The sequence below is a fragment of the Hahella sp. CR1 genome (assembly GCF_029813005.1).
Taxonomy (GTDB): Bacteria; Pseudomonadota; Gammaproteobacteria; order Pseudomonadales; family Oleiphilaceae; genus Hahella.
Genome location: NZ_JAPELK010000001.1, coordinates 462,417 through 486,167 on the forward strand (window position 1 = coordinate 462,417; position 23,751 = coordinate 486,167).

The window sequence follows — 23,751 nt, forward strand, 5'->3', positions numbered from 1 at the left end:
CCTTTTCACTGAACGAGGCGAGTGAGTTAAAGCAGATAGGAAGGTGTCTGAGTGCTTAAAGATGGGCTGATACGCTGGGTTATTGTTGTTTTTTTTCTCTGCCGGGCAGTTGACGCTGTTGCGCAGGAAGAAATAACAGTCGCTATCGGCGAGTGGGCCCCTTTCATGAGCGAGTCTTATCCTGACTACGGTGTCGTTCCTCATATTGTTTCGGAGATCTATCAAAAAGCGGGAGTGAAAGTGGTTTATGGCTTTTTCCCTTGGAAGCGTTCCTACACGTTGGTGCAAAGAGGGGAATGGCACGCCTCGGCAATTTGGGGAAAGACGCCCGAAAGAGAGGCGGACTGTTATTTTTCCGATGCGGTCTATACGGGAGAAATTGTTCTCTTTTATCTCAAAAGTAGACCCGTTGTTTGGACCGGAGCAAAAGAGGACATTCAAGGTCTCACTATTGGCCTCCCTCTCGGCAGCGCCAAGGCTAAACCACTGGAGGAAGCGGAAAAGGAAGGCGTGGTCAGTTACGATGTGGGAGTTGATCATATCCTCGTATTCAGAAAACTGCTCGCAGGGCGTTTTGACGCCTTAGATGAAAATAAAGCTGTGGGGTTGTTCAATCTGCAGTCACAATTCACCGCTCAAGAAAGAGAAAAAATAGGTTATACAGCCCCCGTGGAAAGCTGGCCGTACCATATGATTTTCTCCCGTAAATCCAACGCCAGTCTTCGTTTTATGGAAATATTCAATGCTGGATTGAGTGAGCTGAAGCAAAGCGGGCGACTTGATGAAATATGGGAAGCCTTTTATCGCGGAGAATTTACTGCTCCCTAAATCAACTTGCCGTGGCTTTATAGTGGAAAAGAGTTTTTAGGCTGTGCAAATCACGTTGCGATCAGACATACACTCTTCATAAAACCACAGAAAGTTGCATTAATATTTCACTCTCAGGAAGGCACCCGGAGTGCTCTTTTTTCCCTTAATTTGAGCAGAGTTATCCACTGTCAATAACTTCGACGCACTGTGGATAACTTTATGGGTCATATGTCAACCCATTCGAAGAGCATTTTTTTTGTCTTTATAAAACAATAGCTTGTTAGTTGATAATTTTAGTCGGGCAATGGTTTTGCTTGTGGATAACTTTATTAATAACTTGTCTAAAATATTTTTGCTAACTCTCTGAAAAGGCTAGGCTATTTTTTAATCTGTGTGACAAAGCCAAGTCATAAAGCTCCCGAGACAAGATGTTTTGAGCGTTTTTTAAACATTTTTTATATGGCGCTCTTATTTTTGCCCTGTCCACATAGTAAAATACGCGGTTCGTTTCAGGTCCGTTACCGATGAGGGTGTAAAAGTCTATGGACTTTCCAAAAAGTTTTGACGTCATAGTGATAGGCGGTGGGCATGCCGGAACCGAGGCTGCATTAGCGGCGGCGCGCATGGGGCGCCAGACTCTGCTGTTGACTCATAACATTGAAACCCTTGGACAGATGTCCTGTAACCCCGCGATTGGAGGCATCGGTAAAAGCCATTTGGTGAAAGAAGTGGATGCGCTTGGCGGCGCCATGGCATTAGCAACGGATCAGGCGGGGATTCAATTTCGGGTGCTTAACTCCAGAAAAGGCCCGGCGGTGCGCGCAACTCGCGCTCAGGCGGATAGAGCGCTGTATAAAGCGGCGATCCGCGAAATTTTAGAAAATCAGCCTAACCTCACCATTTTTCAGCAGGCTGCCGACGATCTGATCATGCAGGGCGACCGCGTCGCCGGCGTCGTTACCCAAATGGGTCTGCGTTTTCATAGTAAGACAGTCGTACTGACGACTGGCACTTTCCTTGGCGGCGTTATCCATATTGGATTGGAAAACCATTCCGGCGGCCGTGCGGGAGACCCTCCTTCCATCGCTTTGGCGAAACGGCTGCGGGAAATGCCCTTCCGTGTTGGACGTTTGAAAACGGGAACGCCGCCGCGAATTGATGCGCGTTCTGTGGATTTTTCGGTGATGGAGGCGCAGCCTGGCGATACGCCAATTCCAGTCATGTCATTCATGGGCTCGGCGGACCTGCATCCACGTCAGGTGAACTGCTTTATCACTCGCACCAATGAGCGTACTCACGAGATTATTCGTGGAGGGATGGATCGCTCCCCTATGTATACGGGAGTGATTGAGGGTGTTGGACCTCGTTATTGTCCTTCTATTGAAGACAAGGTGAATCGTTTTTCTGACAAGGATTCACATCAGATATTTATTGAACCTGAGGGACTGAGTACTCACGAGCTGTACCCCAATGGTATTTCCACCAGCCTGCCTTTTGATGTGCAGCTGGAATTGGTGCATTCCATCCAGGGCATGGAAAACGCGCATATCACCAGACCCGGCTACGCCATTGAGTATGATTTCTTTAATCCCCAGGACTTGAAGCACTCTCTGGAAACCAAGTTTGTCGATAACCTGTTTTTCGCTGGCCAGATTAACGGCACAACAGGCTATGAAGAAGCAGCGGCGCAAGGCCTTCTGGCGGGTATGAACGCAGCTCTGCGCGCGCAGGATAAAGAAGCATGGAGTCCACGCCGGGATGAAGCTTATATCGGTGTTTTAGTGGACGACCTGATCACGATGGGCACGCGAGAGCCGTATCGTATGTTCACCAGTCGCGCTGAGTACAGGCTGCTTCTGCGAGAAGACAATGCGGATTTGCGGTTGACAGAAAAAGGCCGCGAGCTTGGCATGATAGACGATGAACGCTGGCGTGTTTTCTGTGAGAAACGGGAGGCTATCGCTCGCGAGCAGCAACGTTTGAAGTCTATCTGGATTCAGCCGGCGACGGAAAAAGCCCGGAAAGCGGCGGAGCTGTTAGAGACGGAACTAACGCGAGAGTATTCATTGCATGATCTGCTGAAGCGTCCGGAAATGACTTGGGAAAAGCTGTCTTTGCTGGATGCGGAAGTGGCGACGACGCCGTTTGAAGTGGCTGAGCAGTTGGAGATTCAAGTTAAATACGCTGGATATATTGATCGTCAGCAGGAAGAAATTGAGCGCTTGCGGCGTAATGAAAACATGGCTTTGCCTGCAGATCTCGACTACAGCGGAATTCAGGGCTTGTCCAATGAGATCAAACAAAAGCTGACTGAAGTTAGGCCGGAAACCCTGGCTCAGGCCTCCCGGATTCCAGGCGTTACTCCAGCGGCGGTTTCTCTGTTGCTGGTTCATTTGAAGAAGCGTGGCTCCATTCAGCGGAAGAGCGCTTGAGTATGGCGTTGATTTTGAATCAAACGGAGCAGCTGGCGTCTGGCTTAAAGGCGATGGGAGTGAGTTTGACGGAGGCGCAGCGAACTAAAATTCTGCGTTATCTGGAATTGCTGCACAAATGGAACAAGGCGTACAACCTCACTGCTGTGCGCGATCCCGCATTGCACGTGAGCCGTCATATACTTGATTCTCTGGCCGCGCTTCCCTATTTAAAAGGCGTCCGGTTTCTGGATGTGGGCGCTGGCGCAGGATTACCGGGTATTCCGCTTTCCATTGCGCAGCCGGATTCCCACTGGACATTGTTGGATAGCAACGGCAAAAAAACCCGGTTCATGGATCAGTGCCGGATGGATATGGGGCTGACGAATCTTCAGGTCGAACATACTCGGATCGAAGCGTTCACGCCCGAAGCCAGGTTTGACGGAATAATATCCAGAGCTTTCGCGACGATTGGCGATATGATTGCCGGATGCCGTGATCTAATTCTTCCCGAAACGCGCATTTATGCGTTGAAAGGCCTTTATCCCCATGACGAGATTGAAGCCATGCCGGCGGACTTTGAAGTTGTGGAATGGCATAAGCTGGAGGTTCCCGGTTGTGATGGGGAACGTCATTTGCTTATTATTGCGCGTAGTGGAAATACCGGAGGCTCATAAATGGCGCGAATATTAGCTGTAACCAACCAAAAAGGCGGTGTCGGCAAAACCACGACCTGCGTCAATCTGGCAGCCTCTTTAGCCGCTACCCGGCGCAAAGTATTGCTGGTGGATATTGATCCACAGGGCAATGCGACGATGGGAAGCGGTATCGATAAAAACACGATTGAACACACCGTATACGATGTACTCACTAAAAAGGCGGACGCCGCCCAGGTAGTAAAGACGTCTGAAGCGGCAGGTTACGATGTAATGCCCGCCAATGGCGATGTCACGGCGGCGGAAGTCGAGCTGATGAACGAGATCGGTCGTGAGTACCGTTTGCGCAACGCTATTAAGGAAGTGGCGGCGAACTATGACTATGTGCTGCTTGACTGCCCTCCTGCGTTGAACTTATTGACAGTGAATGCATTGGTGGCGGCCAATGGCGTCTTGATTCCCATGCAGTGTGAGTATTACGCGCTTGAGGGATTGGCGGCGTTGATGAACACCATCGAACAAATTCGCGAGACGGTTAATCCTAGTCTGGAAATAGAAGGTCTGTTGCGCACCATGTACGATCCCCGCAACAGCCTGACATTGGATGTATCGCGGCAAATTACGGATTACTTTGGCGATAAAGTGTATCGCTCAATTATTCCGCGTAACGTAAGGCTGGCGGAAGCGCCTTCCTATGGCGTGCCAGCGCTGAAGTACGATAAAAGCTCAAGAGGCGCCATTGCTTACCTGGCATTGGCGGGAGAAATTATTCGCAAAGACAGGAAGGCGGCGAAAGAAGCCGTTCCAGCCTGAATGGGCGATTTTGGGGAACTACCTGAATAATGAAAAAACGAGGTCTAGGCGATCGCGGACTGAACGCATTGTTGGCCGGGTCGCGCACACGCACCAATGAGGAAGAAGAAAACGTTAAACAGGATGGCGTTTTAAAAGAGCTTCCAGTCGAACTGATCCAGCGTGGGCAATATCAACCTCGTCGGGACATGGACCCCGAGTCGCTGGAGGAGCTGGCGCAGTCTATTCGTCAACAAGGCGTCATGCAGCCCATCGTGGTGCGGGAGATTGCCCCAAACCGCTATGAAATTATCGCTGGCGAGCGCCGCTGGCGTGCGACTCAGATCGCCGGTAAAGACAAAATTCCCGTTATCATTCGCAATGTTCCCGATGAAGCGGCCATCGCAATGGCGTTGATTGAGAATATACAAAGGGAAAACCTTAATCCTATAGAAGAGGCCATGGCGCTACAGCGCTTGCAGGACGAATTTGGTTTGAACCAGTCCCAGGTGGCGGAAGCGGTTGGAAAATCCCGCCCGGCTATAGCCAATTTACTACGCCTCCTCGCCCTTCATGCTGACGTGAAAACTATGTTGGAGCGCGGCGATATGGAAATGGGGCATGCCAGAGCTTTGCTGCCTTTGGATGAGCCAACGCAATTGGCTGCGGCGAACGCCATTGTCGAGAAAGGTTTGTCGGTTAGACAAACTGAAGCTCTGGTGAGAAAGCTGTTACAGGAAAAGGAAAATCCGAAGGAAAAAATCAAGAAAGCCCTGGATGCGGATGTCCGCAAATTGCAGGAAAGTCTGGCGGAAAGGCTGGGTTCGCCAGTCACAATCGATTACAACAGCAAAGGCAAAGGCAAGCTTGTCATCAAATACAACTCTCTGGACGAGTTGGACGGTATTCTCGCTCATATTAAATAAGGCCTCTTTCTGTCTTTTCGCCAATCCGTCCGCATGAAGAACAGGTTGGCGTTCTTCCTCTTGGTTTTGTTTCTTTTTTAGGCCTGGATCACTAAAACTGCATGCCATCCATGCTGCGTATAAAATTAGCTCAAACACAACATTTGGTGTCTGGATTTTCAATACAGCATATTTAGTACCAAATGTTGATTTGCTTAAAATTTGTTAACGCACCCATGTGTATGGAAATTATACAGTTTTGTTTTCATGGCGGTTGAATGCGTTACATCGACACAATATAATCACCTGCGCCTAAAGCTACGGGTCTCTGTAGTGCGAGGGCGGGGGGTAACAAGAACTAGGCAGAAACGTGATTTGAATAGTGCAGCTCGCTCGCTTATTAAGCGGCCGCCAGTCTTTAGGATTGTGGGATTACAATTAATAGCCACGGTCCTCATATCTTTAATCGCGTGGAGATGGAGCAGCGTGCATGCGTACTCGGCTTTGGTCGGGGGACTGATTTGCGCTGTTCCAAACATGTATTTCGCCCACCGCGCCTTTCTCTATCAAGGGGCTCAAGCAGCCAGGCAAATCGTACAATCTATTTATAAAGCAGAGGCGGTTAAGCTAGGATTAACGGCCATTTTTTTTGGCCTGGCTTTTAAGTTTATCCAGCCTTTGGAGCCGGCAAGTTTATTTCTGGCTTTTCTAGGTGTGCAGTCAGTGCATTGGTTCGCGCCGCTGATTGTCGGAAGGCGGCAGCGTAAATAACAATTGCAACAATCGATTAAGAGTGAAACATGGCAGGCGAAAATCCTACAGCGTCGGAGTACATTCAGCACCATCTTCAAAACCTGACCTTTGGTAACCACCCAGAGCATGGCTGGAGTTTTGCGCACACTGCGCAGGAAGCCAAAGAAATGGGGTTCTGGGCCGTCCATGTTGACAGTCTGGGTTGGTCAATCGCCTTGGGCGCTTTGTTTGTCTGGTTGTTCCGCAAAGCAGCGGTAAAAGCGACCAGTGGCGTTCCAAGCGGACTGCAGAACTTTGTTGAAATTATGGTCGACTTCGTCGACAAGAGCGTAAAGGAAACTTTCCACGGCAAAAACGCGGTCATCGCTCCCTTGGCGTTGACTATTTTCTGCTGGATTTTCCTGATGAACCTGATGGACTTGGTCCCTGTGGACTTCCTGCCAAGACTGTTCCAAGTTGTAACCGGCAATGAACATGCTTACTTTAAAGTCGTTCCCACCACTGACGTCAATGTGACTCTGGGAATGTCGTTGTCCGTTTTCTTCCTGATCATTTATTACAGTATTAAAGTCAAAGGCGTGGGCGGTTTCCTCGGCGAACTGACCCTGCAGCCATTCGGTAAGTGGATGCTGCCATTCAACCTGCTCTTGGAAGGCGTGGGCTTGATCGCCAAACCTATTTCTCTTGCTTTGCGTCTATTCGGTAACCTGTACGCAGGCGAGCTGCTCTTCATCCTGATAGCGTTGATGCCGTTGTGGGTGCAATGGGTGCTATCAGTGCCCTGGGCGATTTTCCACATTTTGGTTATTGTGCTGCAGGCGTTCATATTCATGATGCTGACCATCGTGTATCTGAGCATGGCGCATGAAGATCATTAAGAAGTAGAAATTTCCATCAAAACTAAAAACTTTCTATCCACTAACTAACTGATAAATTTAGGAGAGACAATGGAAACTGTAGTTGGTATGACCGCGATTGCTGTAGCTCTTTTGATCGGCATGGGCGCGTTAGGTACTGCAATTGGTTTCGGCTTGCTGGGCGGTAAATTCCTGGAAGGCGCTGCGCGTCAACCTGAAATGGTGCCCATGCTGCAGGTTAAAATGTTCATCGTGGCCGGTCTTCTTGACGCCGTAACCATGATCGGCGTTGGTATCGCTCTGTTCTTCACTTTCGCTAACCCGTTCATTGCTTTGGTTCAGTAATTACACCTTTTAGGCAAACGAGTCATTTTATTCGACTGATAAGCGAGGGGTGTCAACGTGAACATCAACCTGACAATGATAGGGCAAGCGATTGCTTTCTTTATCTTTGTCGTATTCTGCATGAAGTATGTATGGCCGCCGGTCATACAGGCTCTGCGGGAACGCGAGAAAAAGATTGCCGATGGTTTGCAGGCTGCTGAGCACGCGCAAAAGGATCTTGAGCTAGCCCAAGAAAAAGTTGCCAAGCAGTTGCGTGAAGCCAAACAGCAAGCGGCTGAAATTATCGAACAGGCCAACAAGCGCGCCAATCAGATGCTGGAAGAAGCAAAAGACCAGGCGCGTACTGAAGGCGAACGTTTGATCACTGCAGCCAAAGCTGAAATCGACCAGGAAAAGAACCGTGCTAAGGAATCGCTGCGTGCTGAAGTCGCTGCGCTGGCGTTGGCGGGTGCTGAGAAGATCCTGGAAACCTCTGTGGACGCAGGTGCGCACAGCAACATGCTAGATAAACTAGCTGCGGAACTATAAGAGGTTTGCATTATGGCGGAAAGCACTACACTCGCCCGGCCATATGCTAAAGCGGCCTTTGAATTAGCTCGGGACGCGGGTCAATTGTCGGAATGGTCAGCGTTATTAGCGCTGACCGCCGCTGTTGCTGAAGACAGCAACATGCATAAGGTGTTAAATCACCCTGCATTGACCAGCGCTCAGAAAGGTCAGACGTTCCTTGACGTTTGCGAAGGCAAACTCAATGAAGCGGGAGCTAACTTTGTTAGAGTTCTCGCTGAAAACAACCGTCTGGTCCTGCTGCCGGAAATCGCGGCACTGTTCGAGCAGTTAAAGGCGCAGCAAGAAGCCACAATCGAAGTCACTATTGAGAGCGCATTCGAAATGAATGGCGAGCAGGAAAACAAGCTTGCTCAAGCTCTGCAAAAGAAACTATCTCGCAACGTCAATTTGCGCTCCCAGCTTAATAAAGAGCTGATCGGGGGCATTGTCGTGCGTGCAGGTGACTTGGTGATTGACGCGTCCGTACGCGGTCGCTTGGCTAAGCTGGCTGAGGCAGTGAATTCCTGAACTGGCGCCTGCGGCTGAATTTCCGCAGAAAGGTAACTGAAGGGTTTTTGAGGATAAAGGCATGCAGCAACTGAATCCATCTGAGATCAGTGAAATCATCAAGAAGCGCATTGAGAAGCTGGATATTTCTTCTGAAGCAAAAACAGAAGGCACTATCGTAAGCGTTTCTGATGGTATCGTACTGATCCATGGTCTTGCCGACGTAATGTACGGTGAGATGATTGAATTTGAAGGCGGCGTATACGGTCTGGCTCTTAACTTAGAGCGTGATTCCGTGGGCGCCGTTGTATTGGGCGACTACAAAGATTTAGCGGAAGGTCAAAAGGTAAGAGTAACCGGCCGTATCTTGGAAGTACCCGTAGGCGAACAATTGCTTGGTCGCGTCGTTGACGGACTGGGTAATCCGATTGACGGTAAAGGCGCTCTGGAAACGACTCTGACTGAGCCTGTTGAAAAAGTGGCGCCGGGCGTTATCGCCCGCAAATCCGTTGGTCAGCCGATGCAGACCGGTTATAAGTCCGTAGACACCATGGTGCCTATTGGTCGCGGTCAGCGTGAGTTGGTTATCGGCGACCGTCAGACTGGTAAGACTGCTCTGGCGATCGATGCGATCATTAACCAGAAAGGCACTGGCATTAAGTGTATCTATGTAGCGATTGGTCAGAAGCAATCTTCTATCGCTAACGTAGTGCGCAAGCTGGAAGAGCACGGCGCAATGGATCACACCATCGTTGTAGCCGCTGGCGCTGCGGATCCTGCTTCCATGCAGTTCCTGGCTCCATACTCCGGTTGTACCATGGGCGAATACTTCCGCGATCGCGGTGAAGACGCACTGATCATTTATGACGACTTGACCAAGCAAGCTTGGGCGTATCGTCAGATCTCCCTGTTGCTGCGTCGTCCGCCCGGACGTGAAGCTTACCCCGGTGACGTATTCTACCTGCACTCCCGTTTGTTGGAGCGTGCGTCCCGTGTTAACGAGGAATACGTTGAGAAGTACACCAACGGCGAAGTGAAAGGCAAAACCGGTTCTTTGACCGCTCTGCCTATCATTGAAACCCAAGCCGGTGACGTATCTGCGTTCGTTCCTACTAACGTAATTTCTATTACTGACGGCCAGATCTTCCTTGAGACAAGCCTGTTCAACGCGGGTATCCGTCCTGCGATGAACGCCGGTATCTCTGTATCCCGGGTAGGTGGCGCCGCACAGACCAAGATCATGAAAAAGCTGGGTGGCGGTATCCGTCTGGCCCTGGCTCAGTATCGTGAACTGGCTGCGTTCGCACAGTTCGCTTCCGACCTTGACGAAGCGACTCGTAAGCAGCTGGAGCACGGTCAGCGTGTTACCGAACTGATGAAGCAAAAGCAGTTCGCGCCGATGACCGTTGCTGAAATGGGCTTGGTTCTGTTCGCTGCAAACGAAGGTTTCCTGGACGATGTCGACGCCAAGAAAGTAGTTCCCTTCGAAGCGGCTCTGCTTTCTTACGCCAAGAGCGAATTCGGCGATCTTCTGGCGAAGATCAACGAAGCAGGCGATTACAACGACGAAATCGCCGCCGGCCTGAAATCTTGTATCGAGAAGTTCAAATCCACTCAAACCTGGTAATGAACTCCTAACCGTCGCCGCTTCTGCGGCGACTGGTTGTTCAACAGGTTCAGGATTAACGAAAGGCAGGTAAATATGGCCGTCGGAAAAGAGATTAAAACCCAAATCGCAAGTATTAAGAGCACGCAGAAAATTACTAGCGCGATGCAGCTCGTCGCCGCCAGTAAAATGCGTAAAGCTCAACAGCGAATGGCGGCGGGTCGGCCTTATGCTGATCGCATACGCAGCGTCATAAGCCATATCGCTACTGCGAATCCAGAATATCGACATCTGTATCTGCAAGAACGCGAAGCTAAAAGAGTTGGCTATATCGTGGTCTCTACTGACCGCGGACTCTGTGGCGGTTTGAACGTTAACGCTTTCCGCGAAATGATGCGCTCCATGAAAGAATGGCGCGATAAAGGCGCGGAAGTCGATTTGTGCGCTGTAGGGCAAAAAGCGATCAGCTTTTTCCGTAACTACGGCGGTAACGTCGTCGCTGCATTGAGCCACTTGGGGGATGAACCATCCCTTACCAAGATCGTGGGCTCCGTAAAGGTCATGCTGGACGCTTATGCGGAAGGCAAGATCGACCGTTTGTACCTGGTCCATAACCGCTTCGTAAACACCATGACGCAGAAGCCTACCGTGGCGCAGCTGTTGCCTCTTCCCCCTGCGGAAGATGATGAAATGATACGTCGCCATTGGGACTACATTTACGAGCCTGACGCTAAAGGCTTGTTGGATGGGTTACTGACCCGCTTTATTGAGTCCCAGGTATATCAAGCTGTCGTGGAAAATAACGCCTGTGAGCAGGCCGCGCGGATGATCGCTATGAAGAGCGCGACCGACAACGCCGGCGGAATCATCAACGAGCTGGAGTTGGCTTACAACAAAGCTCGTCAGGCGGCGATCACTCAAGAGATCTCTGAGATCGTGAGCGGCGCAGCGGCGGTATAGGTTTCTTGGTATTTGGACGCGCCGCCTGAAAGGCGGCGGAGTCAGGCAGAACAGATTTAAGATTCAGTGAGGAACTGACAATGAGTAGCGGACAAATAGTGCAGATTATCGGGGCGGTTATCGACGTCGAATTTCCGCGCGATACAGTGCCCAAAGTCTATGATGCTTTAAAAGTTGAAGGCGGAGCCACAACACTGGAAGTTCAGCAGCAGCTGGGCGATGGTATCGTGCGCACAATCGCCATGGGAAGCACCGAAGGTCTACGCCGCGGTCTTCAAGTGGAAAACACCAACGCTCCTATCTCAGTACCAGTCGGGACCCAGACTCTGGGCCGTATTATGGACGTACTGGGTAACCCGATCGACGAAAAAGGTCCTATCGGCGAAGAAGAGCGTATGCCGATTCACCGTAACGCTCCTGGTTACGCAGATCAGTCTTCTTCTCGTGACCTGCTGGAAACCGGCATCAAGGTTATCGACTTGGTATGTCCTTTCGCTAAGGGTGGTAAAGTCGGCCTGTTCGGCGGCGCGGGCGTAGGTAAGACTGTAAACATGATGGAGCTGATCAACAACATCGCGAAAGAGCACTCTGGTCTTTCTGTATTCGCGGGTGTTGGTGAGCGGACTCGTGAAGGTAACGACTTCTACTACGAGATGGAAGAGTCCAACGTACTGGACAAAGTAGCGATGGTTTACGGGCAGATGAATGAGCCCCCAGGAAACCGTCTGCGTGTTGCTTTGACTGGTCTGACCATGGCGGAGAAGTTCCGTGACGAAGGTCGTGACGTTCTGTTGTTCGTTGACAACATCTATCGTTACACCCTGGCGGGAACAGAAGTATCGGCTCTGCTGGGTCGTATGCCTTCCGCGGTAGGTTATCAGCCGACTCTGGCTGAGGAAATGGGCGTTCTGCAGGAGCGTATCACTTCCACTAAAGTTGGCTCCATCACTTCCGTTCAGGCCGTATACGTACCTGCGGATGACTTGACTGACCCCTCTCCAGCAACCACGTTCTCCCACTTGGATGCGACTGTTGTATTGAGCCGGGATATCGCCGCAAAAGGTATCTACCCTGCGATCGACCCGCTGGACTCCACCAGCCGTCAGCTGGACCCGCTGGTTATCGGTCAGGAGCATTACGACGTGGCGCGTGGCGTACAGACCGTACTGCAGCGTTACAAAGAGCTGAAAGACATTATTGCGATTCTGGGTATGGACGAGCTGTCTGAAGAAGATAAGCAGATCGTATCCCGTGCGCGTAAAATCGAGCGCTTCTTGTCCCAGCCTTTCCACGTTGCGGAAGTATTTACCGGTTCTCCAGGCAAATACGTGTCTCTGAAAGACACTATCCGCGGCTTTAAAGGTATTCTTGATGGCGAATTCGACCACCTTCCAGAACAAGCGTTCTACATGGTAGGCGGTATCGAAGAGGCGGTTGAGAAAGCCAAGAAGACTAAATAATATCCGAATAGGATAGAGGCCTAACCAAATGGGTATAAGTGTGCATTGCGATATCGTTAGTGCGGAACAGGAGATCTTCTCTGGCCTGGTGGAGATGGTTATCGCCGCCGGCAGCGAAGGCGACCTGGGCATCACGCCGGGTCACACCCCCCTGCTAACTGCGCTAAACCCCGGTCCGGTTAGGATCATCAAGCAAGGCGGTGAAGAGGAAGTATTTTTCGTTACTGGCGGATTCCTCGAAGTACAGCCGAACATGGTGACCATCCTATCGGATAGCGCGCAACGTGCGGGCGATATGGACGAAGCCGCTGCTCTGGAAGCGAAGAAAGAAGCCGAGAAGGCCCTGGCCAATCGCGGCGGAGACTTCGAGTACTCCAGAGCTGCATCGCAGTTGGCCGAGGCCGCTGCAAGGCTTCGCACCATTCAGCAGATGCGTAATAAGTTGAAGCGCTAACAGCAAAGATTGCAAGATCGAACAAGGGGAAGCACAGTCTTCCCCTTTTTTGTATTTGAATGCCCAAGTAAGGGCCAAAACTTGGCGCCTGCGCGCGACTTTACTAGTCTATCTGGACGGCAGGAAATTTTTTTCCTAATCCCTTAAAGTGTCGATTAATACAATTTCAATTAACAGCCAAGCTGTTACCGGTTTAACTACTTTATCCATTCTTCGGAGACCGATATGAGTCTGCACATCATCATTCTCGCAGCCGGCCAAGGTACGCGAATGAAATCCGAGTTGCCGAAAGTGATGCATTGCGTCGCCGGCAAACCCCTGGTTCAGCACGTCATCGACACTGCACGTCGTTTGGAGCCGGAAAACATTACTGTCGTATATGGCCACAAAGGCGATGTAGTTCAGGCAGGGGTAACTGGCCCTGGTCTGTTGTGGGCGCATCAGGCGGAACAGTTAGGCACGGGACATGCGGTAGCTCAAGGGCTGCAGAATTTATCTGATGATGGCCAGGCATTGATTTTATATGGCGATGTGCCGCTCACTTCCGTCGCTACACTGAAGAACTTTCTCGCCGTCAGCCACGGAAAATTGGGCGTTTTGACTGTGACATTGGACAACCCCGCTGGTTATGGCCGTATTGTCCGCAATGACGCCGGGTCAGTGGTCGCCATCGTTGAGCAGAAAGACGCGACGGAAGAACAGAAAGCCATCAATGAAATTAACACTGGCATCATGGCTGTGCCGGCCAGTCGATTGAAAGAGTGGTTACCCAAGCTTTCCAATAGTAACGCTCAAGGTGAATACTATCTGACGGACATCGTCGCCCTGGCTGTTGAAAGCGGCGTAGACATTGTCACTGCGCAGCCAAGCTTTCTCCATGAAGTAGAAGGCGTTAATAACAGGATTCAGTTGGCCGCACTGGAGCGAGCATACCAACAACAGGTTGCCGAAGAGTTGATGCTGGCCGGCGCGACCCTGCGCGATCCCGCCCGTGTTGATGTGCGCGGCGTGCTTAATGTCGGCCGTGACGTGGAAATTGACGTGAATGCCGTCTTCGAAGGTGACGTCACTCTGGGAGACAGAGTTAAAATCGGACCGAATTGCGTGATACGAAATGCGGTCATCGCTAATGACGTAACGATCGAAGCCAGCAGTATCATAGAAGACGCTCGTGTTGACGCTTTCGCCACAGTGGGGCCGTTTGCGCGGCTGCGTCCAGGCGCTCATTTGTTTGAGAAAGCCAAAGTCGGAAACTTTGTAGAGATCAAGAAAGCCGATATCGGTCCTGGCAGCAAGGTGAATCACCTCAGCTATGTCGGTGACGCTACGGTAGGCTCTAACGTCAATATTGGCGCAGGGACCATCACCTGTAACTATGACGGCGCCAATAAGTTTAAGACGCTTATAGAGGACGATGTTTTCGTTGGCTCCAATACGGCGCTGGTGGCTCCGGTGACCTTAGGTAAAGGGGCGACGATTGGCGCTGGTTCTACCGTGACCAAGGACGTATCCGACAAGCAGCTTGCCGTTGCGCGCGCGCAGCAGCGCAACATAGATGGCTGGACGCGGCCGGTGAAGAAGTAGCCCGAGCACAAATAACGTTAAGCGAGGCCTTGCTGCCTCGTTTTCTAAAAAAGCATAAAACGTACTAAGATTCGTTTATTGAGTTAATCCAATCCGAAACAAGGAAAACATATGTGTGGCATAGTTGGGGCGATAGCCCAGCGGGATGTCTCCGCCATCCTGCTAGAAGGCCTGAAACGTCTTGAATACCGCGGATATGATTCCGCAGGCATGGCCGTTGTTGAAGCGGCGAATAAAATCCAGCGTCAGCGTGAAGTGGGCAAAGTCGCCGCGCTGGAAGAAGCCATCACCAAATATCCTTTGCCTGGGCGCACGGGTATTGCTCATACCCGTTGGGCGACTCACGGTAAGCCTAGTGTCACCAACGCTCACCCACACATGTCAGGCGAAAATCTGGCTATCGTGCATAACGGCATTATTGAGAACTATGAAGCCCTGCGCCAGGATCTGCGTGACAAAGGCTACGAGTTCACCTCCGAGACGGATACGGAAGTCGTCGCACACCTGATCGACAGCATGTATCAGGAAACTGGCGATATGATGCAGGCGTTCAGGAAGACCATTGCGCAGCTGCACGGCGCTTATGCGTTGGCGGTAGTACACTCTTCCGAGCCTAACCGTATCCTGGCTGCTCGCGAAGGCAGTCCTTTGGTGGTTGGCGTGGGTATCGGCGAGAATTTCCTGGCTTCCGACGCCTTGGCTCTGTTGCAGGTGACAGACCGCTTTATCTATCTCGAAGAAGGCGATATCACCGAAGTGACCCTGGAAAAGATCACCGTTTGGGACGGCTCCGGCGCCAAAGTAGAGCGCCCGGTTGTTCGCTTTGAACACGGTGGACTCGACAGTGTGGAAAAAGGCGAATACCGCCACTACATGATGAAGGAAATCTACGAGCAGCCTAAGGTTATTAAGGCGACTCTGGAAGGCCGCATCAGCGGAGACCACATTCTTGAGCAGGTATTGGGCGCAGACGCCGCTAATGTCTTCGACGGCGTAGGCTCTGTACAGATCGTTGCATGCGGCACCAGCTATCACTCAGGCCTTGTCGCCAGATACTGGATCGAAGAACTGGTCGGCATTCCCTGCCAAGTGGAAGTCGCTAGTGAGTATCGCTACCGCAAACATGTCGTGCAGTCGGACATGCTGTTTGTCACCATCTCTCAGTCTGGTGAAACTGCTGACACGCTGGCTGCGCTGCGTCAGGCTAAAAAGGCCGGCTTCAAATCTGCGCTGGCGATTTGTAACGTGCCTGGCAGCTCCCTGGTGCGCGAATCCGATCTGACCGTAATGACCCAGGCTGGCCCTGAAATTGGCGTCGCTTCAACCAAGGCGTTCACCACGCAGTTGGTCGCTCTGTTGATTCTTACGATCGCGCTGGGAAGACGTCATGGTCTGACCAAAGAGAAAGAAGCGGAATTGGTGGAAGGCCTTAAAGCCCTGCCAGATCTGATTCAGAAAGTGCTGGATTTGGATGACGTTATCAACAAGACCTCAGAAGCTTTCGCAGAGAAACACCACTCGTTGTTCCTGGGGCGCGGTTCAATGTACCCCGTTGCGATGGAAGGGGCTCTGAAGCTAAAGGAGATCTCCTACATTCATGCCGAAGCCTACCCTGCGGGTGAGTTGAAGCACGGCCCTCTGGCGCTTGTGGACAAGGATATGCCGGTTATCACCGTCGCACCGAACAACGAGTTGCTGGAGAAATTGAAATCCAACCTGCAGGAAGTTCGCGCCCGTGGCGGTGAGCTATATGTATTTGCGGATGCGGACGTGGCCTTGGAAGAAGAGCCCGGCGTGCACGTCATCCCCATCCCCGCCGTTCACGACATCCTGGCGCCCATCGTCTACACCGTGCCACTGCAGTTGCTGTCCTACCACGTCGCCGTTCTAAAAGGCACCGACGTAGACCAGCCGCGAAATCTGGCGAAGAGCGTCACGGTGGAGTAGTAATACTTTCGCGCCTTTAAAAAGCCGTTGTATTAAAATAAAGTACTATTTTTGAACATATAGTTTCACCCTAAGCCAATGTGCACTAGCTTGAAGGTATCAACTAGGACGTTGGCTTTTTATATGGGTGAAATATTCAAGTGTTTGGCTCAGGATCAGATTGATAAAAGGCTGAAGGAAGGGCGCGGTCAAGACCTGCGTTCTGACAACAGGTCTTCATCTATACCAGATATGTCTCTTTTTTGAGATGCTCTCACCGCTTACTCGGTAATAAATGCCGAAGTGTGCTTCACATTCTATCTGACACAGAGTTCATCTGTATTTCCCCTCTCTGAACTGGTCTCCAAAGGTCATCAATATCTGGGAGCTGTTTTCTTCGGACTGAAGATACTATTCGTATTGCTGAAGCTCGAGGACTCCTTAGTGGTAAGTTTCAGGAAATTCCTCAGGTGGTAGTTACGGTTCCTTGATAAATATGGATAATCCGACACACCCGGCGATAGCACCCCAAGGAAAATACAGTACAAACTAAAAGAAAACTGAAGTCATAGAGCGACTAGTGCTAGAGGCGAAACCACCAGTACTCCAGATGCTGCTTGAAGGTAAAACATGAGGACGAAGGTACGCCTTGCTGGTACTTGATGGCCCGATTCAGGTTGGAGTATTGCAGGGAGGGATTATACACCCGAATCTTGATCTTCCGGATAGAAACAATCGCTAGAGATAACGTTAATAGGATCCTAAAAGTGGCGTTGAAGTTCTCTCTGAGGTGGCCAGTCCCCATGGAGAAGGTCTCCGAGTCCTTCTATAAGTTACCTCAAAAAAAGCCCAACTTGTCAACATCAGGCAGGAGTTGATGTCTGGATATGGAGGCTGGGGTAGGGTATAGATGGCACTTGGCGATGTGCCACGGCTGTAATATGTTCAGATTTAGTTAACCACTCGACATTTAGAGAGGACTAAATCTCGGCATGAATATACTTGCATTCATCAGAACAGTGTAAACGAAATCGAGAAAATGTATGATGATTACACTAATTACTTACAATTAAAAAATCTAATCTAATAAAATACATCAAGAACTGGTCGAGTTCAGGCAAAGGACGATGAATTTGTTGGCAAAAGGAAATCTACACTTTGATGTCAGTACTGGCCTAAAACGCGTTTTGGGTCGGGAGCTCATCACTGATGACGAAGTTGCGATCTTCGAGCTCGTCAAAAACTCATTCGATGCTGGTGCAGACAGAGTACAGCTATACTTCGGCGATGACCTTATTATCATCGCGGACAATGGCTCTGGCATGTCTTACGAAGATCTCACGAATAAATGGCTGTTCGTTGCATACTCGTCAAAACGCAGCGATCGGCCTGCTGATGACTTCCGCAATATTGCCGCCGAGCGTCGGCACTATGCTGGCAGTAAAGGCATTGGCCGCTTTTCGTCTGATCGCTTGGGCGAGGAAGTTGTCATACAAAGTCGCCCGCGAGACGAAGCTAGCTTGGTCCACCGACTGACTGTCGATTGGGAGCTGTTCGAGAAGGACGACAAGGAGCATTTCGAGAAAGTCCCCGTCCGATATGTTGAGCAGAATGCTTTTGAGCTGCCGACCAAGCTGGGTGAGTTCAAGTCGACTCTCAAACATGGCACGGTGGTCGCTATTCAGCGGCTGAGGCTGTCTTGGTCGCGACAGCGCATCCTGGATCTTAAGGCGTCGCTAGCAAAACTGATTAATCCTTTTGGTGAGGACACAGACGGCTTCGGCATTTATATCACTGCGCCGGCCGAGGAGGCAAAGGACGAGCGATTTATTGCCTCTCAAGCAAAGGAGGGGAAAGAAGTTTTGCCCAAAGATCTGGTGAATGGGCAAATCGGGAATTTCATCTTTGCCACATTGCAAGACAAGACGACATTCATTCGGGTATCCATTGATGGTGATGAGCTGCATACGGCACTTACGGATCGTGGCGAAGTTATCTACCGGATTGTCGAGCCAAATCCATATCAACATCTATCGACGGCGGGTTTCAGGTGCGAGATTTACTACCTTAACCAGTCTGCGAAGATTACATTCACTCGACGCGTTGGCTTGCCGTCAGTTCAGTTCGGGTCCGTTTTTCTTTTTAGGAACAGTTTCCGCGTCTATCCGATCGGCGAAGATGGAGACGATTGGTTCGGCTTCAGTCGCCGTAAGCAGCAAGGCTATGCGCGCTTTTTAGGTACGCGTGAGGTCATTGGGCGCGTCGACGTTTCTGGAGCCGATGAAGACTTCCAGGAAGCTTCGAGTCGCAACCAAGGCCTGATTGATACTCCTGCTGTCGAGCAGCTCCGTAAGGCGGTCATGGAGCATTGCCTGAAACGACTTGAGAAGTATGTGGTTCCGGTATCTTGGGTAGACAAACCGGATGCTAACACCGACGACCTTTCTAGATTAATGACAGATCCTGGGCGCGCGCGTGTAACAGCAGCGGTCGCCAATCTCGTCGATAACGAGAAGGTGCGGCTAATCGAGTACAGTAAGCGGCTTGTCGACTTGATTAATGAGCGTTCCAGCGATTTTGAGAAATCTCTGGTCAGTCTGCGTGCGATCGCCGAAAAAACGGACGATACGGAGATGATTGATCGGCTTGACGCAGCCGAGCGTCGCTTCGACGACTTGAAGAAGTCTGAGGCCGATGCACGCCGAGTCGCCGACAAGGCGCTGGCGGCCGCCGCAGCCGCAAACCGCCGCGCAGAAACGGCCGAGGCGGAGATAGAGACTGAGCGGCGGCGTGCGCATTTTCTAGAGTCATTCGTCAACGTAGATTCCGCCACAATCCTAAACCTGCATCATCAGGTGACAATCTATGCCGTGGACATTGCGCAGCAGATAGAAAATTTTTTGACCGAGACAGCCGACAAAACATCGATACCGCGCGACACAGTTCTCAAAACATTGGAGCAGATGGCCTTCCTCAATAGGAAAGTAATGTCAGTAACTAAGTTTGCGGCGAAAGCGAATTTCAAGCTCGATTCAGAGAAGATCGAGACTGACCTTGCTGCGTTCATCTATGACTACATCGAGCAGATTGCTCGCACCACGGGTAGCGCCCGGTTGCAGATTGAAGCTGAAAACGCTCATCCTGGTATGAAACTACGCTTCAATCCGATCGATGCGTCTATCATTGTTGACAATCTAGTCAGTAATGCGAGGAAGGCCAGAGCATCTCAGATTAAATTTGTTCTTACACAAGAGAACAAGAGCGGCCTTACGATCCATGTGAGTGATAACGGACGTGGTCTGGCGTTAGGCACGGACCACGCTCGCATTTTTGAGATGGGTTATACGACTACATTGGGTTCAGGCCTCGGTCTCTATCATGTCCGACAAGCCCTTGGAGAAATGGGAGGCAGTATTGAACTCGATGAAAGCATAGAAAAGGGTCTGGGTCTTCTTATAAAAATCGCCATGAAGGGGAGAAAAGCATGAGACTAGACTTCAATGTGCTGTGGGTTGACGACCAGCCTGATAGTGTGACCCATCAAATCAAGAGCATTACGTTGAAGATGGCTAACGAAGGGTTCGAGTTCAATCCTCGTTTATGCACGACGATCGCTCAAATGGAAGAGGCCATTTCCGATGACGTATTCACGGATGAAGTCGACCTCATCCTGGTGGATTGGGACCTTGGTAACAATGAGCACGGCGAGGATGCAATCGAACGTATTCGCCATATCGTTCAGTACAAAGACGTGGTCTTCTATTCCGGACAGGCAGCGGTTGTAGAGTTACGAGAGAAGGCCTATGAAAAGCAACTAGAAGGGGTCTACTGCGCCGGTCGCGCGGACCTTATCGACGAAGTGATAGGCGTCTTTGAGTCATTGATCAAGAAGGTCCTCGATCTTGATCATACCCGCGGTATTGTAATGGGGGCCACGAGTGACATAGACCATATGGTTAACACTTGCTTAACTTTGGCACATGACAAGCTTGATGACGCAGGCAGAGAACAATTCATCAGGGATGCGATGAGACGCGTGGATGCGCAAGTGGGGAATATCGTAAAGCAAGGAGAGAAGATTAAGGCCGCCCCTAGCGTTGAAGCTCTTTTCAGGGCGCACATGCTTTTTACGTCGGACCATCGCCTTCGTATGCTGGCAAAAATTCTGGGCATGGACGAATTTACTGCGTATGCAACTGGAGTAGCGACAGTTACATCATATCGTGATGGTGTCGTGGGTGAGCGCAACATCCTCGGACATGCAATTCTGGTCCCTCAGGGAAAACCCAGCATGGTCACTGGTAATGCTGGCAAGGTCATCGACATAGAGCAGATGCGGGAGCTGCGCAAGTTGATTCTGAAATTACGCGCTGACTTCCGCACTCTGCTGGACGCTATGCAGACTTGAGCCGACCTTATGGTCGCTTCTTACATTAGTCTTCATGGATTGGCTTCTGAACAGATCCGCTAATGTCTCCCCAATCGCGCGCGCAGCCAGCGGTGGTACAGCATTGGCCACTTGTGTGAAACGAGGCACTTCTTGTTTTCGGCGGTGGCCCCCTGATGTGTACTTGCCTTGAAACGAGTACCAATCAGGGAAGCTTTGTAGTCGCGCGTTCTCCCTAACAGTCAATGTGCGCGGCTCTGAGTAATGCAGTAAATCATCAGGCATGCTTGTTATCGTTGGCGATGGGCTATCGGGATCAAGTACACGCAAAGCCATTTTCTTGAGACCAAAGCGTTCACGTATTTCAGCCCCAACACTCTTATTCAAACGGCCTTCGGCATGGCTCAGCTCGATGATCTGTTTAAAGCGGCTGACAATATCCTCGCGGTGGCGAGCTAGACGCAAATCGGTAGGAGTTTGTCCCTTTGTATTCATTAGCTTTTGGAAGTGGGTAAGCGGGCTTACATAACAGATCTCTTCAAAGCCTTTGCTCTCAAGTGATGGTTGTTTTCCATTTCGAGCAACTTCAAGATCAGAAATAGCAGTAGCTGATGAGACTGGTGCCGTCAAGCGCAGTGAACGCAAAAAAGTGGGAAGTCGATTTTTAAGGTGCAAGAATGGATTCGGCACATTCAGCTCACAACGAAAAGCTATGACAAAGTAACGTGTACGCGCCTGTGGCACGCCAAAGATTGATAAGTCCAGTAGCTGCTCATAAACCATATAGCCATCAGACAGCCGATCCTTGAGGAGCTGGGAAAAATTCTTTATCTCATCACCAGCATTAAAATCAATGGTAAACCCACGCACATTCTCGATCAACACAGCCTTAGGTTTAATGATATCGACCATCTTCAAATAAGAATCAAATAGCTGGTTACGCGGATCATCATGTTGTCGACGTCCCGCAGCAGAGAAGCCCTGGCATGGAGGGCCGCCAACCAGTAAGTCGACGCTTCCCGAGATTTTCTTGAGTTGTTCTTGGTAACTACTAAGCAATTCATCGATACCAATCGGCTTCTTAGGGAGCCAACGTGGCCATCTGTACCTATGGGGAGCCCCCTCAGCTAAAAGGTTTGTCTTTAGTGTATCGAAGGCGAAGGCGTCACGCTCAATTGCAAAGCAACCAATCAACCCTGCTTGCATCAAACCAAGAGAAAGACCACCACAACCCGCGAAAGCGTCGATGAATGTCAGTGGCTTATTGGATGATCGTGGCATCGTGTTTACTTCTTTGGTTTTTTGTTAGGTTATCGGTTAATTATGCCCGGACCTACATCAGATAGCCAGGCACCATTGTGACTATCGCGGTTTGCGGGGTTGGAGGCGCAGCATCCCCAATTCGGCATTAGGCCGCAATTTCCTTAGTCCCAAGTACAGCTATTGCGTGAATATCTCTGGGTATTATAGATATTCTGTTTTTGACCATTGAACTGTTTTTAAAACTCTACCGTCGATAGTCCACCATTGGAAAGATGGAGCCTAACCAGATTGTAAAATATGTCAATATAATCAAATACGTCGCCGTGAGTATCGTCTCTTCTCGAGTAAGCCTTCCTTGGTATATTTGAACGCATGGATTTCGGGAAGGAGGTAGATGACGGTGAGTTGAGGCTGAGCTTTCGGGATAATCATCTTTCTACCAGCCAAACTCAGTACGGTAGTTCTCTGCCCATCAGCTCTTTGATGATAGTGGGGAAGTCGGCCCAGATGTTGTCCTATCGATCAGAGTTGAAATTGGTCTCGGTGGCTCGGTTTGCTAAGAGGATATAATTATACTGTATTTTCATCTCTGACCCGTCCTGAATAGAGTAGGAACGTTCCAGCCCTAACTTTAGGAGAAGACGTGGAGACAATCCGCTTCAACAGGGAAAAGTACTGTAATACCTTGAATTTCCACTCAATTGACTGCATTTAGCCGCAGTTTCTCCGCCATTTTACAAAACTTTACACATAAAGCTGACGGCGCTTTGATCAGGTCGGCGCTTACCTGTTTCGTCGGGTAGATCGCCCGTTAGTTTTAACTTTCATCGGAAATGGACGTTCCGGCTTTTTGTTTATCTGATGAGAGAGTCCTAATGTCCTTTACTTCCTGGAAGACCATTTCCGCACTTAAAGAGTTTCGTGTTGCTAAATTCAAACAGCGTCGTCAAATTATGACGCGCCCGCTTTTGCAGCAGATGAAGAATATTCAAATTGGCGGTTGCACTGGCTTATCGTTCGCTTGGATACAGCGCCATCAACGGCAGCGCGGTGAAACTCCCGCTAATCGTATTGCCTATCTGAACACGGATATCGCCTGGAAAAATACGGATTACTTCGCTAGTTACTTCAATAACACCAAGCATCACTCGTACGCCGACCGTATTGCTGCTGTAGCGCCGACTTCCTTGGGAATGCGCCATGGTGGGGTCGTTATTGAAAAGAACTACGATACCTACGGCTCGGCGCTTCAGCATCTGAGCAATAACCCTGGTCATCACATTGTCATGATGGTTTTGAGCGGCAAAGGTATTTCCACCAACCACGTTTGCGGGCTCTACGTGGATGCTGACGGCATGAAGTTCTTCGATCCCAACTCAGGCGAGTATCGTTGCACGACAGGCAAGCGTCTCGACTTCTTCAAGCAGTTGACGGCTCAGTATCACACCTATGTGTCCGCCTCTGGCGTCGCTACGGATATTAAGTTCAGAGAAGTTCAGTTTCACCACGTGGGTTGAAAGAAGCGG

General features: G+C 50.4%; 21 protein-coding genes. 19 read left to right on the forward strand and 2 right to left on the reverse strand.

All coding sequences use genetic code 11. The features are described from left to right. Nucleotides 1–51 precede the first annotated feature (51 nt). The 16 genes from ONV78_RS02065 (at nt 52) to glmS (ending at nt 16,596) form a co-directional block, all read left to right on the forward strand. Nucleotides 52–828 (forward strand): transporter substrate-binding domain-containing protein, encoded by a 777-nt coding sequence (locus ONV78_RS02065; protein WP_279500683.1) that lies wholly within the window; start codon nt 52–54, stop codon nt 826–828. 524 nt (nt 829–1,352) lie between these two features. Then, a complete protein-coding gene (gene mnmG / locus ONV78_RS02070) occupies nt 1,353–3,242 on the forward strand; it encodes a tRNA uridine-5-carboxymethylaminomethyl(34) synthesis enzyme MnmG (RefSeq protein ID WP_279500684.1) in 1,890 nt (629 codons plus the stop codon). 2 nt (nt 3,243–3,244) lie between these two features. Then, complete coding sequence (gene rsmG, locus ONV78_RS02075; RefSeq protein ID WP_279500687.1) at nt 3,245–3,898, forward strand: 16S rRNA (guanine(527)-N(7))-methyltransferase RsmG; 654 nt, start codon at nt 3,245–3,247, stop codon at nt 3,896–3,898. Beyond that, nucleotides 3,899–4,690, forward strand: a complete 792-nt coding sequence (locus ONV78_RS02080) for a ParA family protein (protein WP_127974372.1) — start codon at nt 3,899–3,901, stop codon at nt 4,688–4,690. It begins immediately after the preceding gene. 29 nt (nt 4,691–4,719) lie between these two features. Further along, nucleotides 4,720–5,595 carry a ParB/RepB/Spo0J family partition protein gene (locus ONV78_RS02085; RefSeq protein ID WP_279500689.1) on the forward strand — a complete coding sequence of 292 codons (876 nt, stop codon included), beginning with the start codon at nt 4,720–4,722 and terminating at the stop codon, nt 5,593–5,595. Nucleotides 5,596–5,841: 246 nt separating this feature from the next. After that, entirely contained in the window at nt 5,842–6,345 is a 504-nt protein-coding gene (locus ONV78_RS02090) for a F0F1 ATP synthase subunit I (RefSeq protein ID WP_279500690.1), read from the forward strand. A gap of 29 nt (nt 6,346–6,374) precedes the next feature. Then, nucleotides 6,375–7,205, forward strand: coding sequence for a F0F1 ATP synthase subunit A (gene atpB, locus ONV78_RS02095; protein ID WP_127974369.1), 831 nt, complete (start codon nt 6,375–6,377; stop codon nt 7,203–7,205). A gap of 69 nt (nt 7,206–7,274) precedes the next feature. Further along, on the forward strand, nt 7,275–7,529 hold the full coding sequence (atpE, locus tag ONV78_RS02100) for a F0F1 ATP synthase subunit C (protein WP_011400738.1): 255 nt from the start codon (nt 7,275–7,277) through the stop codon (nt 7,527–7,529). A 57-nt stretch (nt 7,530–7,586) separates the two neighbouring features. After that, the gene (locus tag ONV78_RS02105) at nt 7,587–8,057 is read left to right on the forward strand and encodes a F0F1 ATP synthase subunit B (protein ID WP_011400737.1); all 471 of its coding nucleotides are present in this window, start codon (nt 7,587–7,589) and stop codon (nt 8,055–8,057) included. A 12-nt stretch (nt 8,058–8,069) separates the two neighbouring features. Continuing rightward, entirely contained in the window at nt 8,070–8,606 is a 537-nt protein-coding gene (locus tag ONV78_RS02110; protein ID WP_216736709.1) for a F0F1 ATP synthase subunit delta, read from the forward strand. Between the two features lie 61 nt (nt 8,607–8,667). After that, complete coding sequence (atpA, locus tag ONV78_RS02115) at nt 8,668–10,212, forward strand: F0F1 ATP synthase subunit alpha (RefSeq protein WP_011400735.1); 1,545 nt, start codon at nt 8,668–8,670, stop codon at nt 10,210–10,212. A gap of 75 nt (nt 10,213–10,287) precedes the next feature. Beyond that, a complete protein-coding gene (atpG, locus tag ONV78_RS02120; RefSeq protein WP_127974367.1) occupies nt 10,288–11,151 on the forward strand; it encodes a F0F1 ATP synthase subunit gamma in 864 nt (287 codons plus the stop codon). A gap of 80 nt (nt 11,152–11,231) precedes the next feature. After that, the gene (atpD, locus tag ONV78_RS02125) at nt 11,232–12,611 is read left to right on the forward strand and encodes a F0F1 ATP synthase subunit beta (protein WP_127974366.1); all 1,380 of its coding nucleotides are present in this window, start codon (nt 11,232–11,234) and stop codon (nt 12,609–12,611) included. A gap of 28 nt (nt 12,612–12,639) precedes the next feature. Continuing rightward, on the forward strand, nt 12,640–13,065 hold the full coding sequence (locus ONV78_RS02130; RefSeq protein WP_011400732.1) for a F0F1 ATP synthase subunit epsilon: 426 nt from the start codon (nt 12,640–12,642) through the stop codon (nt 13,063–13,065). Between the two features lie 225 nt (nt 13,066–13,290). After that, nucleotides 13,291–14,649, forward strand: a complete 1,359-nt coding sequence (gene glmU / locus ONV78_RS02135; protein WP_279500699.1) for a bifunctional UDP-N-acetylglucosamine diphosphorylase/glucosamine-1-phosphate N-acetyltransferase GlmU — start codon at nt 13,291–13,293, stop codon at nt 14,647–14,649. Nucleotides 14,650–14,760: 111 nt separating this feature from the next. Beyond that, nucleotides 14,761–16,596 carry a glutamine--fructose-6-phosphate transaminase (isomerizing) gene (glmS, locus tag ONV78_RS02140; RefSeq protein ID WP_279500701.1) on the forward strand — a complete coding sequence of 612 codons (1,836 nt, stop codon included), beginning with the start codon at nt 14,761–14,763 and terminating at the stop codon, nt 16,594–16,596. Between the two features lie 562 nt (nt 16,597–17,158). On the opposite strand, the gene ONV78_RS02145 is transcribed toward glmS, so the two are convergent. Further along, complete coding sequence (locus ONV78_RS02145; RefSeq protein ID WP_279500703.1) at nt 17,159–17,281, reverse strand: hypothetical protein; 123 nt, start codon at nt 17,279–17,281, stop codon at nt 17,159–17,161. Nucleotides 17,282–17,702: 421 nt separating this feature from the next. On the opposite strand from ONV78_RS02145, the gene ONV78_RS02150 reads away from it, so the two are divergent. Then, the gene (locus ONV78_RS02150; protein ID WP_279500705.1) at nt 17,703–20,063 is read left to right on the forward strand and encodes a sensor histidine kinase; all 2,361 of its coding nucleotides are present in this window, start codon (nt 17,703–17,705) and stop codon (nt 20,061–20,063) included. Further along, nucleotides 20,060–20,983: a hypothetical protein gene (locus tag ONV78_RS02155; RefSeq protein WP_279500707.1), complete on the forward strand. Its 924-nt coding sequence runs from the start codon at nt 20,060–20,062 to the stop codon at nt 20,981–20,983. The genes ONV78_RS02150 and ONV78_RS02155 overlap by 4 nt, the downstream gene beginning before the upstream one ends. Here the strand turns inward: ONV78_RS02155 and ONV78_RS02160 are convergent. Further along, nucleotides 20,939–22,243 (reverse strand): DNA cytosine methyltransferase, encoded by a 1,305-nt coding sequence (locus ONV78_RS02160; protein WP_279500709.1) that lies wholly within the window; start codon nt 22,241–22,243, stop codon nt 20,939–20,941. The genes ONV78_RS02155 and ONV78_RS02160 overlap by 45 nt on opposite strands. Before the next feature lie 857 nt (nt 22,244–23,100). Here ONV78_RS02160 and ONV78_RS02165 point away from each other — a divergent pair. Further along, a complete protein-coding gene (locus ONV78_RS02165) occupies nt 23,101–23,742 on the forward strand; it encodes a YopT-type cysteine protease domain-containing protein (protein WP_279500711.1) in 642 nt (213 codons plus the stop codon). Nucleotides 23,743–23,751: the final 9 nt, after the last annotated feature.